Origin of the sequence: Pseudomonas sp. SGAir0191, from assembly GCF_002812565.2 — a bacterium.
Taxonomy (GTDB): Bacteria; Pseudomonadota; Gammaproteobacteria; order Pseudomonadales; family Pseudomonadaceae; genus Aquipseudomonas; species Aquipseudomonas parafulva_B.
In genome coordinates this window covers 531057-543761 of the sequence record NZ_CP025035.2, presented here as the reverse complement: position 1 = coordinate 543761, position 12705 = coordinate 531057, and the positions used below count along the sequence as shown (strand labels likewise).

The window sequence follows — 12705 nt, the reverse complement described above, 5'->3', positions numbered from 1 at the left end:
GATAGACATAGCATCACCCAGCACGACCATGGTCAAAAAATGATCAAATCTATGGAAGCCTCTGATTCATTGGCCTGCAGAAAGATGCCACCATGTTTTCCACAGGCAGCTCCACACGAATGGTGGACTAAATCAAGTGGTGGGTAACCGAGGACGGCCTGTCGCCTCGCGCCTGTGCATAAGCCCGAGGTCATGGCAGTTGTCCACATGAGGACTGGCCTGTTGAGACGTGCAGGAAGATTCTTTCGAGCGCTGACCAGCCCCGTTTGGCTCAGGGCTGGACGACCATCATGGCTCAGTGCCCGCCCAGATAAGCACTGCGCACCTCTTCATTGACCAACAACTCCTGGCCCGTACCCGTCATGCGTATCTGCCCGTTGACCATCACGTAAGCCCGGTCCGACAGCTTCAACGCATGGTTGGCGTTCTGCTCGACCAGGAAGATGGTCATGCCCGTCTTGGCCAGCTCGCGCAGGGTGGCGAAGATCTGTTTGACGACGATGGGCGCCAGCCCGAGCGAAGGCTCATCCAGAAGCAGCAGTCGAGGCCGGCTCATCAAGGCGCGGGCGATGGCCAGCATCTGCTGCTCGCCACCCGACATGGTCATGGCGCGCTGGTTGCGTCGCTCCTTGAGACGTGGAAACAACGCATACATCCGCTGCATGTCCTCGTCAGCATGCTTGTCGCCGATGGGGATGGTGCCCATCATCAGGTTTTCTTCGACACTCATGTCCGGGAACACCCGCCGCCCTTCCGGCGACTGAGCGATGCCATTGGCGGCGATGTAGTGCGAGGACTTGCGGGTGATGTCGGTGCCCCGATAGAGGATCTGGCCGGAAGCGGCACGAGGTTGCCCGAAAATGGACATCAACAAGGTGGACTTGCCCGCCCCGTTGGCGCCGATCAGGCTGACCGTCTCACCTTCGTCGATGTGCATGGACACCTGCTTCAGGGCCTGGATGGGGCCGTAGAATACATCCAGGTCCTTCAATTGCAGAATGGGTGCAGTCATATCAGCTCCTCTTCGTCGGGACCCAGATAGGCAGCGATCACTGTCGGGTTGTTGCGGATATCCTGGGGCGCGCCCTCGGCGATCACGTTGCCGTGGTCCAGTACGACGATGTGGTCGGAAATGCTCATGACCATGCCCATGTCATGCTCGATCAGCACCACGGTGATGTCATGTTCGTCGCGCAGGACCCGCACCATGCGGCTCAACGCTTCGGTTTCCTGGGGATTCAGGCCCGCGGCAGGTTCGTCCAGGCAGATCACCTTCGGGCGGGTGCACATGGCACGGGCGATTTCCAGGCGTCGCTGCTGGCCGTAGGACAGTTCGCCGGCCAGGCGGTTGGCGCAGTCGACCAGGTCCACCACCTCCAGCCAATAGAACGCATGGTCAAGCGCGTCGCTCTCGGCCTTGCGATACCCCTTGGTGTTGAGCACGCCAGCCAACAGGTTGCGGTTGACCCACATGTGCTGGGCCACCAGCAGGTTCTCGACGACGGACATTTCCTTGAACAGTCGGATGTTCTGGAACGTCCGGGCCAGGCCGGCCCGGTTGACCAGGTGAGTGCCGCCAAACATCTTGTAGTACAGCCGGCTGGCGAACCGTGATGGCGAGACGAAGTCCGCCGCCTGGAAGCGTTCGCCCAGCAATTGGATGACGTTGGTATGGCTACCCCGCGCGTTGAGCTCGATCCGCCCGCCACTGGGCTTGTAGAAACCGGTCAGGCAGTTGAACACCGTGGTCTTGCCTGCGCCGTTGGGGCCGATCAGGGCGAAGATTTGGTTGCGCCTGACTTTCAGGCTCACATCGCTGAGCGCCTTGATGCCACCGAACTGCATCATCAGGTGGTCTACCGAGAGAATGATGTCGTCGCTCATGGCGCCACTCCTTTACGCGGGGTCACACCGGACCGGCTGATGCGGATCAGCCCGCGCGGTCGCCAGATCATCATCAGCACCATTAGCACGCCAAACAGCAGCACCCGGTACTCGGAGAAGCTGCGCAGCAGTTCTGGCGCAACGGTGAGCACGAACGCGGCAATCACCACGCCGACGGTCGAACCCATGCCGCCCAGTACCACGATGGCCAGGATCAGCGCTGACTCGAAGAAGGTGAACGAGGACGGGTTGACGAAGCCTTGGTAGGTGGCGAAGAACACCCCCGCCAGCCCCGCCGTCGAGGCGCCCAGGGTGAACGCCGAGAGCTTGACCAGCACATGGTTGAGCCCCATGGAACGGCAGGCAATCTCGTCTTCGCGCAGGGCCTCCCAGGCGCGACCTACCGGCATCCGCGTCAGCCGGTGCTTGATGTACAGCACGGCCAGCACCACCAGGAACAGTACCGCGTAGATGAACACGAACTTGAGGTTGGGGTTGTAATCGATACCCATGAACTCGTGGATGGGCACGCCCCCGTCCTTGGCCCGCCGCCCGAACTCCAGGCCGAGGAACGTCGGCGCCGGGGCCGGCATGCCGTTGGGGCCGCCAGTGAACGACAGCCAGTTGTTGAGCACCAGGCGAATGATTTCGCCAAAGCCCAAGGTAACGATGGCCAGGTAATCGCCGTGCATGCGCAACACCGGAAAGCCCAGGATGCACCCGGCCAGCGCTGCGGCAATGGCCGCCAGGGGCAGCACGCTCCAGAAGCCAAGCCCCAGGTACTGGTAGCCCAGCGCCAGGCCATAGGCACCGATGGCATAGAACGCGACATAGCCCAGGTCCAGCAGCCCGGCCAGGCCAACCACGATATTCAGGCCAAGACCCAGCAGCACGTAAATCAGCCCAAGGATCACCACCGTCAGCAAGTACTTGTTGGCAAAGATCGGGAAGATGATGGCGATCACGATGAGCGCAGGAATGATGTAGCGCAGGCGCGACTTGTAGTCTGGCGGGTTCACATGCACGCCCGAGCCGCCATTGTCGAAGCCTTGCAGCATGCGCCGGCCAGCAGCGGTTTGCAGGTAAAGGCTGAGCAGGAAGCGCCCAAGCATCACACCGCCGACCAGCCACGCCACACGCCGCGGTTCGGCGTTGAAGCTGTAGCCGTCGAGCACCACACCGACGACGGGGCCGAACACGATGAGCGCCAGCAGCCCTGCGACCAGGGTTTCCAGTACGCTGCGCTTGAGATCCAAGCCTGACTTTTGGGGAACGGATACGGATTTGGCAACGGACATGGTCACACCTTAGCCACGAGTGGGCGACCCAGCAGGCCTTGGGGGCGGAAGATAAGGATCAGTACCAGCAGCGAGAAGCTGAATACGTCCTTGTAGTCCGAGTTGATCAGCCCGGAGAACAGCGATTCGGAGATGCCCAGGATGATGCCGCCAAGCATAGCGCCAGGCAGCGAGCCAATACCGCCGAGCACCGCGGCAGTGAAGGCCTTGATGCCGATGATGAAACCGGCATAGAAATCGAAGGTGCCGTAGTTCATGGTGATCAGTACGCCGGCCAGCGCCGCCATCACGGCACCGATGACGAACACGTAGGAAATCACCCGGTCGGTGTTGATGCCCAGGATCGACGCCATCTTGCGGTCCTGCTGAGTGGCCCGGCACATGCGCCCCAGCTTGGTGTACTTGATCACATAGGTCAGCAGGCCCATGCCAACGAAGGCCGCCACCAGAATGAAGATCTTGGTGTAGGTCAGCTGCACGAAGCCGCTGCCCACCTCGACGCGCCAGGCGCCTTCAAGCAGGGTTGGTACCCCCTGTTGCCGCGCACCTTGGCTGATTTGCGCGTAGTTCTGCAGGATCAGGGAAATGCCGATGGCACTGATGAGCGGCGCCAGGCGGGTGGAGTTGCGCAAGGGTTTGTAAGCGATGCGCTCGATGGTGAAGCCGTATACCCCGGTCACCACGATGGTGAACAACAAGGTGCCCAACATCAGCAGAGGGAAGGACTCGACGCCGAAATAGGCCAGCAATGCCAGGCTGATCGCCGCCAGGTAGGCGGAAATCATGTACACCTCGCCGTGCGCGAAGTTGATCATGCCGATGATGCCATAGACCATTGTGTAGCCGATGGCGATCAGGCCGTAGACCGACCCGAGGGTCAGGCCGTTGACCAGTTGCTGCAGGAAAATACCATCCATAACGCAATCTCACCTGATCGAGATCGCACCGGTGCTGCCCACGCAGGGCCCGGTACCAGGCAGCCATGGCGCTGCAGCACTGTGCTGATCTTCGGATAAAGACGGGTACCGCAGGGCCGGGCCCAGGGGCCTGCGCCCCGGGGCCCTGGCGCCGTTGTTATTGTTGTTTTTCCAGCTGGTGGTACTTGCCGTCCTTGTCCCACTGGTAGACCACGTAGTCCGAAACCGTCAGGTCACCCTTGCTGTCCCACTTCTTCTCGCCCATCACCGTCTGCACAGGATTGGCCTTCAACCACTTGGCCGCGTCTTCGCCCTTGTTGGACTTGGCGCCGTTGAACGCGGCAGCCAGTGCCTGCAACGAGGCGTAGGCGTAAAGGGTGTAGCCTTCAGGCTCGGTGCCGCCTTTACGGAATTCCTCGACCACCGCCTTGCTGTCGGGCAGTTGACGCGGGTCGGCGCCGAAGGTCATGTAGACGCCATCGACGTATTGCGCCCCGCCTGCCGTGGACACCAGTTCGTCGGTAACGATGCCGTCATCGGACATGAACCTCACGTCCTTGAGCCCTTGCTCGCGCAGCTGGCGTACCAGGGGGCCGGCCTCAGGGTGCAGGCCACCGAAATAGACCACGTCGGCGCCGGTGGAGCGGATCTTGGTCACAATGGCGCTGAAGTCTTTCTCGCCGCGGGTCAGGCCCTCGTACAGCACAGGCTTGACGCCGCGTTTTTCCAGCTGTGCCTTGGTCGCGTCGGCCAGCCCCTGGCCATAGGTGTCCTTGTCGTGCAACACCGCTACTTTCTGGCCCTTGAGTACATCGACGATATAGTTGCCGGCGACGACGCCCTGCTGGTCGTCACGCCCACACATGCGGAACATGGCCGACAGCCCGCGCTCGGTGACCTGCGGGTTGGTCGAGCCGGGCGTGATGGCAATGACGCCTGCTTCATCGTACACCTCGGATGCCGGGATGGTATTGGAGGAGCAGAAATGCCCTACCACGCCAATGACCTTGTCCTGATCCACCAGCCGGTTCGCTATAGACACGGCCTGCTTGGGTTCGCACGCGTCGTCGCCTTTGACCAGCACGATCTTCTCGCCATTGACCCCACCGGCTGCGTTGATCTTGTCAGCCGCTGCCTGCGCACCTTTCATGTATTGCTCGCCAAACGCTGCGTTGGCACCGGTCATCGGGCCTGCAACACCGATCTTGACGTCGGCCTGTACATACGAAGAAACACCCATGGCCGTGGCAACGGCCAGGGCGAGGAAACCTTTCCTGTAAAACGTCTGCGACATGAGGTGGTGCTCCTAGAGTTTTTTTGATTGGCACTACAACGACTCAGCCTTGTGCTCTGAGCAAGGGCCGTGCCATTAGATTCGCATCATCTCCAAACACCATCGTGCGTAGGGTGGCGGGCCGGCGTTGGCCGTTTCTTTATTGAGCGTGCAACCGTCTATTCCACCTCAGGTGACACCGATTATCGCGGCGCGGGGCAACCGTAACGGCAGGGCGTTGCAACTGGTGCACGGGCCGATGGGCAACCGACCTGTAACAATTAACGTCACCGAACTGCACACAGCTGGTGCATGACTGCTACAGCCCGCACCTTAACTACACTCGGCACGCGACGTAACGCCGCCTGGTTTGGCTGGTACGACACCGTAGTCAGATTCTTCTGAAGGGTTTCACGCTGCCTTACCTTTCCATCGGCGTCGCAATCACATCGGCATGGCAAAGACTGGCACAATGACCGCCTATTGCCGTTTCTGGAGCCACCTTGATGAGCGAGAGCGCATTCGCCGAGCGCATCGTGCATAACCTGCTCGACACCGATTTCTACAAGCTCACCATGATGCAGGGCGTGCTCCACAACTACCCTGACGCCGATGTCGAATGGGAATTTCGCTGCCGCAATGGCGAGGACCTGCGTCCCTACCTGCACGACATTCGCCAGCAACTCGAGCAGCTTGCCGAACTGACGCTGGATACTGGCCAACTCGCTTTCCTGGAGCGCATCAGCTTTCTCAAGCCTGATTTCTTGCGCTTTCTGAGATTGTTCCGCTTCAACCTGCGTTACGTGCATCTGGGCATCGACGACGGTCAGCTGGTGCTGCGCCTCAAAGGGCCCTGGCTGCATGTGATCCTGTTCGAGGTGCCTCTGCTTGCCATCATCAGCGAGGTTCGCAACCGTTCGCTGCACCCGCACATGCGCCTGGCCGATGCCCGTGATCAGCTTTACCGTAAATTCGATTGGCTGCGCGCCAATGCCAGCACCGATGAACTGGCCGAAATGCAGGTCGCCGACTTTGGTACCCGCCGGCGTTTCTCCAGCCGTGTGCAGGAAGACGTGGTGCGGGTGTTGCGCGATGACTTCCCGGCCCGCTTCGTCGGTACCAGCAACGTGGACCTGGCCTGGAAGCTCGACATCAAGCCGCTGGGCACCATGGCTCATGAATGGATCATGGCCCATCAACAACTGGGCCCGCGGTTGATCGACAGCCAGATCGCCGCACTCGATTGCTGGGTGCGTGAGTACCGGGGGTTGCTGGGCATCGCCTTGACCGACTGCGTGACCATGGACGCTTTCCTGGGCGATTTCGACCTGTACTTCGCCAAGCTCTTCGATGGGCTGCGCCACGACTCCGGTGATCCTGTGCTCTGGGCCGAAAAAGCCATTGCTCACTACCAGCACCTGGGCATCGACCCGATGACCAAGACGCTGGTGTTCTCCGATGGGCTGAACCTGCCCCGGGCGCTGGAAATCTTCCGTGCCCTGCGTGGTCGCATCAACGTAAGCTTCGGTATCGGCACCAACCTGACCTGCGACATTCCGGGCGTAACGCCGATGAGCATCGTGCTGAAGATGACCGATTGCAACGGCGCACCGGTGGCCAAGATTTCAGACGAAGCGGCCAAGACCCAGTGTCGTGACGAGAACTTCGTCACCTACCTACGTCACGTTTTCAAAGTCCCCAGCAAGGAGTAACCCCATGCAAGCGGTTCAGCAAGAGATTGCCCAGGCACTCAAGGTACAACCGCCGTTCGCCGACGCTGCCGCCCTCGAGGCCGAAGTGACCCGGCGGGTAGCGTTCATCAAGGACTGCCTGGCCAATGCAAGGCTCAAGACCCTGGTACTGGGCATCAGCGGTGGCGTCGATTCGCTGACCGCAGCCCTGCTCGCCCAGCGCGCCATCAACGAGTTGCGTGATGAAACCGGTGACAAGGGCTATACCTTCATCGCGGTGCGCCTGCCCTATCATGTCCAGCACGATGAGCATGATGCGCAGGCGTGCCTGGAAGTCATCAAGCCGGACGAGACGCATACCATCGACATTGCCCCGGCCGTCAAGGCACTGGCAGGCGAAACGCAGGCGTTGAAAAACGGCTCGCCCACGCTCGTGGATTTCGTGGTGGGTAACATCAAGGCCAGGATGCGCATGGTTGCCCAGTACACCATCGCAGGCGCGCGCGCCGGCCTGGTGATCGGTACCGACCATGCGGCCGAGGCGGTCATGGGCTTTTACACCAAGTTCGGCGACGGCGCCTGCGACCTGGCGCCGCTCAGTGGCCTGGTCAAGCATCAGGTACGCGCCATCGCGCGCCATTTCGGGGCGCCGGAGTCACTGGTGGAGAAAGTGCCTACCGCTGACCTCGAAGACCTTGACCCGGGCAAGCCAGACGAAGCGGCCCACGGGGTCACCTACCAGCAAATCGATGCATTCCTGCATGGCCAGGAAATCGATCAAGCCGCGTTCGATGTCATCGTTGCCAACTACCGCAAGACCCAGCACAAGCGCGAACTGCCATTCGCCCCTTGAATACGCAATTGGGGCCGCGTTGCGGCCCCAATTCGTGTTCTAGCGCGCGGTCACATCACTTGACCACGACTTTGCCTTTCATCATCGAGATGTGACCTGGGAAGGTGCAGAAGAAGCTGTAGTCACCGCCGGCTTCGAGCTTGGCGGTGTCGAACGTCACTTCGGTTTCCTTCTCTGGCGCGCCGATCATCTTGGTGTGGGCGATGATGGCGGCGTTGTCGGCCTTGATGTAGTCCTTTTCAAGACCCTGACTCATGCCTTCGGTGGCAATGCCCTGCATGTCGGCCGTCTTGCTGATGACCAGGTTATGGCCCATGACGTTCTTCGGCAGGTTGCCGGAGTGGGTCAGTTTGACGGTGAATTCTTTGCAGCTTTTGTCGACCGTGATTTCCTTGGTGTTGAAGGACATCTGGTCAGTCGAATCGACAGTTACCGAACACTCGGCTGCGAAGACAGAGGCGCTGGCGAGGGTCAGCAGGGATACCGCTACAGCTTTCGCAAACATCGTGAATCTCCTTGGCAGGGTTTTATCAACAGCGAGACTGCCTGAAACCGTCCAGCCCCTGGGTGACGTGCATCAAGGGGATGTCAATGGGCCAGTCAGTTGAATTGTTCAATGGATTGTATACAACCAATCTAAGGGCACATCATGCCCTTTTAATAGACGATGGGACAACCTCTCATTTAGGAGCAGTACCAAATGCCCATGTCCAGTTTCTTGAACAGCCTGCTCGCTGCCTATGCCCACGCTGCCACAGGCGCGATCTGCGAATTCTCGCGCCCCGAGTGATGCCGATGTGCAGTAACCGAGTAACCCTTTGCAGCTGAGGAAGGGGCCGCCAGGCGGCCCGGGTTTTAGCGGGGAATGACTGGCTGGCGCGGCTTCTTCCCGCCTTTGCCACCCTTGGCCGACTCCTTGCGCTCCTTGGCCGCCTGCTGGTTGCGGGCGAACGCTTCCGCCTTTGCCTTCTCGCGCTTGTCCCATGGCTTGCTGCCATCGCTGGCGCGCGGCGGCAGGCCGGAGTGCTGGGTCAGGATCTTTTGGTCCTTACCCACCTTGTGGCTACCGGCAGGCGTCGAGTTCTTGCGCCGGGCGCTCTGGTAGGTATCGGATTGCGGCTGGTGCAACGGAATCAGCTGATGCTTGCCTGGCCCGATCAAGTCGGCACGCCCCATGCGCTGCAGCGCCTCGCGCAGCATCGGCCAGCCCTTGGGGTCGTGGTAACGCAGAAACGCCTTGTGCAAGCGACGCTGCTCGTCGCTCTTGACGATATCCACGCCCTCGCTCTTGTAGGTCACCTTGCGCAGCGGGTTCTTGCCCGAGTGATACATGGCTGTGGCCGACGCCATCGGCGAGGGGTAGAACGCCTGCACCTGGTCGGCACGGAAACCGTTGCCCTTGAGCCACAAGGCCAGGTTCATCATGTCTTCGTCGGTGGTGCCGGGGTGCGCCGCGATGAAGTACGGAATCAGGTACTGCTCCTTGCCCGCCTCCTTGGAGAACTTCTCGAACATGCGCTTGAAGCGGTCATAGCTGCCAATGCCCGGCTTCATCATCTTGTCCAGCGGGCCACGCTCGGTGTGCTCCGGGGCAATCTTCAGGTAGCCGCCCACGTGGTGGGTCACCAGCTCCTTGACGTACTCCGGCGACTCCACCGCCAGGTCGTAGCGCAGGCCCGAGGCGATGAGGATTTTTTTCACGCCTGGCAGCGCACGGGCCTTGCGATACAGCTCGATCAACGAACTGTGGTCGGTGTTCAGGTTCTCGCAGATACCGGGGAACACGCACGAGGGTTTGCGGCAGTGCTTCTCGATTTCCGGGCTCTTGCAGGCGATACGGTACATGTTGGCGGTAGGGCCGCCGAGGTCCGATACCACGCCGGTGAAGCCGGGCACCTTATCGCGCATTTCCTCGATTTCGTTGAGGATCGATTCGTGCGAACGGTTCTGGATGATGCGCCCTTCGTGCTCGGTGATCGAGCAGAACGTACAACCGCCGAAGCAGCCGCGCATGATGTTGACCGAGAAGCGGATCATCTCGTAGGCCGGGATGCGTTCTTTGCCATAGGCAGGGTGCGGCACGCGCGCATAGGGCATGCCGAACACGTAGTCCATTTCCTCGGTGCTCATGGGAATGGGCGGTGGGTTGAACCACACGTCCACCTCGCCGTGTTTCTGCACCAGGGCGCGGGCGTTGCCTGGGTTGGTCTCCAGGTGCAGCACACGGTTGGCGTGCGCATACAGGACCGGGTCGTTACGCACCTTTTCGAACGATGGCAGGCGAATCACCGACTTCTCGCGCGTCACGCGCGGGCTGTCCAGTATCTGCACCACCTTGGCTTCATTCGGGTCTTCCTGGTCGCCCTTGGCTTGCTCGATGGCGCAGGCCTGGGTGTCCTGGGTGTTGACGTACGGGTTGATGATCTTGTCGACACGCCCCGGACGATCGATACGGGTGGAGTCGATTTCGAACCAGCCTTCCGGGGTGTCGCGCCGCACGAAGGCCGTGCCACGCACGTCGGTGATCGACTCGATCTTCTCGCCGTTGGACAGCCGTTGCGCCACCTCGACCACGGCACGCTCGGCGTTGCCGAACAGCAGGATGTCGGCGCTGGCGTCGATCAGGATCGAGTGGCGCACCTTGTCCTGCCAGTAATCGTAGTGCGCAATGCGGCGCAACGAGGCCTCGATGCCGCCCAGCACGATGGGCACGTGCTTGTAGGCTTCCTTGCAACGCTGGCTGTACACCAGGCTGGCACGGTCAGGCCGGCTGCCCGCCAGGCCGCCCGGGGTGTAGGCGTCGTCGGAACGGATCTTCTTGTCGGCGGTGTAGCGGTTGATCATCGAGTCCATGTTGCCGGCAGCCACACCGAAGAACAGGTTGGGCTCGCCAAGCTTCATGAAGTCGTCTTTGGACTGCCAGTTCGGCTGGGCAATGATGCCCACGCGAAAACCCTGGGCTTCCAGCAACCGGCCGATGATGGCCATGCCGAACGACGGATGGTCGACGTAGGCATCGCCGGTCACGATGATGATGTCGCAGGAATCCCAACCGAGCAGATCCATCTCCTCCCTGCTCATCGGCAGGAAAGGTGCTGGCCCGAAGCATTCGGCCCAGTACTTGGGATAATCGTAAAGTGGTTTGGCTGCTTGCATATCAGTGACCGGCTCTGGTGTGCAGGGAAATCGCGGGCGCGGAGAATAGCACAAATTTTAACCAAATCCGACTGGATTCGTGGGAATTGACAGGCGTGCGATGATTGGGGCGTGACACCTCGCGGGGCACGTTCGCCCCACGGTGCAGGTGATGAGGTATGTCTGGTGAAGCAGAAACAGGCGCTATTCGTCGTCGTCGAAGTTGTACATGCCCGGCGCGAGGTTCTCGAAGCGGGTGTACTTGCCGATGAACGCCAGGCGCACAAAGCCGATAGGCCCGTTACGCTGTTTGCCGATGATGATTTCCGCCACGCCCTTGTGCTCGGTTTCGGGGTGGTACACCTCGTCGCGGTACACGAACATGATGACGTCGGCGTCCTGCTCGATTGCACCCGATTCACGCAAGTCGGAGTTCACCGGGCGTTTGTTCGGGCGCTGCTCCAACGAACGGTTGAGCTGCGAGAGAGCAATGACCGGGCAATTGAATTCCTTGGCCAAGGCTTTGAGCGACCGGGAGATTTCGGAAATCTCGTTTGTGCGGTTGTCACCGGAAGATCCGGGAATCTGCATCAGCTGCAGGTAGTCGACCATGATCATGGCGATCTCGCCGTGCTCGCGTGCCAGGCGCCGGGTGCGCGCGCGCATTTCCGATGGGCTGATGCCGGCGGTGTCATCGATGAACAACTTGCGGTCGTTGAGCAGGTTCACCGCCGAGGTGAGGCGTGGCCAGTCGTCGTCGCTCAATTGACCGGAGCGGACTTTGGTCTGGTCGATACGACCCAGTGAGGACAGCATACGCATGACCAACGATTCGCCTGGCATTTCCAGCGAAAACACCAGTACGGCCTTGTCGGTCCGCAGCACGGCGTTTTCCACCAGGTTCATGGCGAACGTGGTTTTACCCATCGAAGGTCGGCCCGCCACGATGATCAGGTCGGCCGGCTGAAGGCCGCTGGTTTTCTCGTCCAGGTCGGTATAACCGGTGGAAATACCGGTGATGTCGCTGTCGGAGTTGAACAAGGTGTCGATGCGGTCGATGGCCATGGTCAACAGGTCGTTGACCCCTACCGGGCCGCCTGTCTTGGGCCGTGCCTCGGCGATCTGGAAGATCTGCCGCTCGGCGTCGTCGAGGATTTCCGCCGCATCACGGCCTTGCGGGTTGAACGCATTGTCTGCGATGTCGGTACTGATGCTGATCAGTTGCCGCAGCGTGGCCCGCTCGCGAATGATCGCGGCGTAAGCCTTGATGTTGGCCACCGAAGGCGTGTTCTTGGCCAGTTCGGCCAGGTACGCCAGGCCACCGACCTGCGTCGACAGGCCTTCCTTGTCGAGCTGCTCGTGCAGCGTCACCACATCGAACGGCTGGTTGGCGTCGGCCAACTTGTGCACGGCACGGAAGATCAGCCGATGGTCATGCCGGTAGAAGTCACCGTCCGACACCTGATCCAGCACCCGCTCCCAGGCGTTGTTGTCCAGCATCAGTCCACCGAGCACGGCCTGTTCGGCCTCGATGGAATGCGGCGGCACTTTCAGGGCTGCGGTTTGCAGGTCGAGCTGTTCGGAGGTAGTGATCTCGTTCATGGCCACGAAAGAATTCTGGAGGATGAAAAAGACAAAGGGCACGGCCTGTCGA

10 protein-coding genes are annotated in these 12705 nt (G+C 60.7%); 2 read left to right on the top strand and 8 right to left on the bottom strand.

What is annotated here, in order from left to right; all coding sequences use genetic code 11:
- Nucleotides 1–295: 295 nt before the first annotated feature.
- From CWR53_RS02330 to CWR53_RS02310, 5 genes are all read right to left on the bottom strand, one after another.
- Nucleotides 296–1012 carry an ABC transporter ATP-binding protein gene (locus CWR53_RS02330; RefSeq protein WP_058605833.1) on the bottom strand — a complete coding sequence of 239 codons (717 nt, stop codon included), beginning with the start codon at nt 1010–1012 and terminating at the stop codon, nt 296–298.
- Nucleotides 1009–1884, bottom strand: coding sequence for an ATP-binding cassette domain-containing protein (locus CWR53_RS02325; RefSeq protein WP_100850702.1), 876 nt, complete (start codon nt 1882–1884; stop codon nt 1009–1011). The genes CWR53_RS02330 and CWR53_RS02325 overlap by 4 nt, the downstream gene beginning before the upstream one ends.
- On the bottom strand, nt 1881–3182 hold the full coding sequence (gene livM / locus CWR53_RS02320; protein ID WP_100850701.1) for a high-affinity branched-chain amino acid ABC transporter permease LivM: 1302 nt from the start codon (nt 3180–3182) through the stop codon (nt 1881–1883). Before livM ends, CWR53_RS02325 begins: the two co-directional genes overlap by 4 nt.
- Nucleotides 3183–3184: 2 nt before the next feature.
- A complete protein-coding gene (locus CWR53_RS02315; protein ID WP_023533025.1) occupies nt 3185–4099 on the bottom strand; it encodes a branched-chain amino acid ABC transporter permease in 915 nt (304 codons plus the stop codon).
- A gap of 157 nt (nt 4100–4256) precedes the next feature.
- Nucleotides 4257–5393, bottom strand: a complete 1137-nt coding sequence (locus CWR53_RS02310; RefSeq protein ID WP_100850700.1) for a branched-chain amino acid ABC transporter substrate-binding protein — start codon at nt 5391–5393, stop codon at nt 4257–4259.
- Nucleotides 5394–5878: 485 nt separating this feature from the next.
- Between CWR53_RS02310 and pncB the strand changes: the two genes are divergently transcribed.
- Together pncB and nadE are read left to right on the top strand one after the other, a co-directional pair.
- Nucleotides 5879–7084, top strand: coding sequence for a nicotinate phosphoribosyltransferase (gene pncB / locus CWR53_RS02305; protein WP_058605828.1), 1206 nt, complete (start codon nt 5879–5881; stop codon nt 7082–7084).
- A 4-nt stretch (nt 7085–7088) separates the two neighbouring features.
- Complete coding sequence (gene nadE / locus CWR53_RS02300; RefSeq protein WP_100850699.1) at nt 7089–7916, top strand: ammonia-dependent NAD(+) synthetase; 828 nt, start codon at nt 7089–7091, stop codon at nt 7914–7916.
- A 55-nt stretch (nt 7917–7971) separates the two neighbouring features.
- On the opposite strand, the gene azu is transcribed toward nadE, so the two are convergent.
- From azu to dnaB, 3 genes are all read right to left on the bottom strand, one after another.
- Nucleotides 7972–8421 (bottom strand): azurin, encoded by a 450-nt coding sequence (gene azu, locus CWR53_RS02295; protein WP_058605826.1) that lies wholly within the window; start codon nt 8419–8421, stop codon nt 7972–7974.
- 350 nt (nt 8422–8771) lie between these two features.
- Complete coding sequence (locus CWR53_RS02290; protein ID WP_100850698.1) at nt 8772–11072, bottom strand: YgiQ family radical SAM protein; 2301 nt, start codon at nt 11070–11072, stop codon at nt 8772–8774.
- 183 nt (nt 11073–11255) lie between these two features.
- Nucleotides 11256–12653: a replicative DNA helicase gene (gene dnaB / locus CWR53_RS02285; RefSeq protein WP_023532900.1), complete on the bottom strand. Its 1398-nt coding sequence runs from the start codon at nt 12651–12653 to the stop codon at nt 11256–11258.
- Nucleotides 12654–12705: the final 52 nt, after the last annotated feature.

Excerpts from the sequence above, each read along its gene's own strand:
- CWR53_RS02330 (WP_058605833.1), bottom strand. The coding sequence starts at position 1,012 with ATGACTGCACCCATTCTGCAATTGAAGGACCTGGATGTATTCTACGGC.
- CWR53_RS02325 (WP_100850702.1), bottom strand. The coding sequence starts at position 1,884 with ATGAGCGACGACATCATTCTCTCGGTAGACCACCTGATGATGCAGTTC.
- livM (WP_100850701.1), bottom strand. The coding sequence starts at position 3,182 with ATGTCCGTTGCCAAATCCGTATCCGTTCCCCAAAAGTCAGGCTTGGAT.
- CWR53_RS02315 (WP_023533025.1), bottom strand. The coding sequence starts at position 4,099 with ATGGATGGTATTTTCCTGCAGCAACTGGTCAACGGCCTGACCCTCGGG.
- CWR53_RS02310 (WP_100850700.1), bottom strand. The coding sequence starts at position 5,393 with ATGTCGCAGACGTTTTACAGGAAAGGTTTCCTCGCCCTGGCCGTTGCC.
- pncB (WP_058605828.1), top strand. The coding sequence starts at position 5,879 with ATGAGCGAGAGCGCATTCGCCGAGCGCATCGTGCATAACCTGCTCGAC.
- nadE (WP_100850699.1), top strand. The coding sequence starts at position 7,089 with ATGCAAGCGGTTCAGCAAGAGATTGCCCAGGCACTCAAGGTACAACCG.
- azu (WP_058605826.1), bottom strand. The coding sequence starts at position 8,421 with ATGTTTGCGAAAGCTGTAGCGGTATCCCTGCTGACCCTCGCCAGCGCC.
- CWR53_RS02290 (WP_100850698.1), bottom strand. The coding sequence starts at position 11,072 with ATGCAAGCAGCCAAACCACTTTACGATTATCCCAAGTACTGGGCCGAA.
- dnaB (WP_023532900.1), bottom strand. The coding sequence starts at position 12,653 with ATGAACGAGATCACTACCTCCGAACAGCTCGACCTGCAAACCGCAGCC.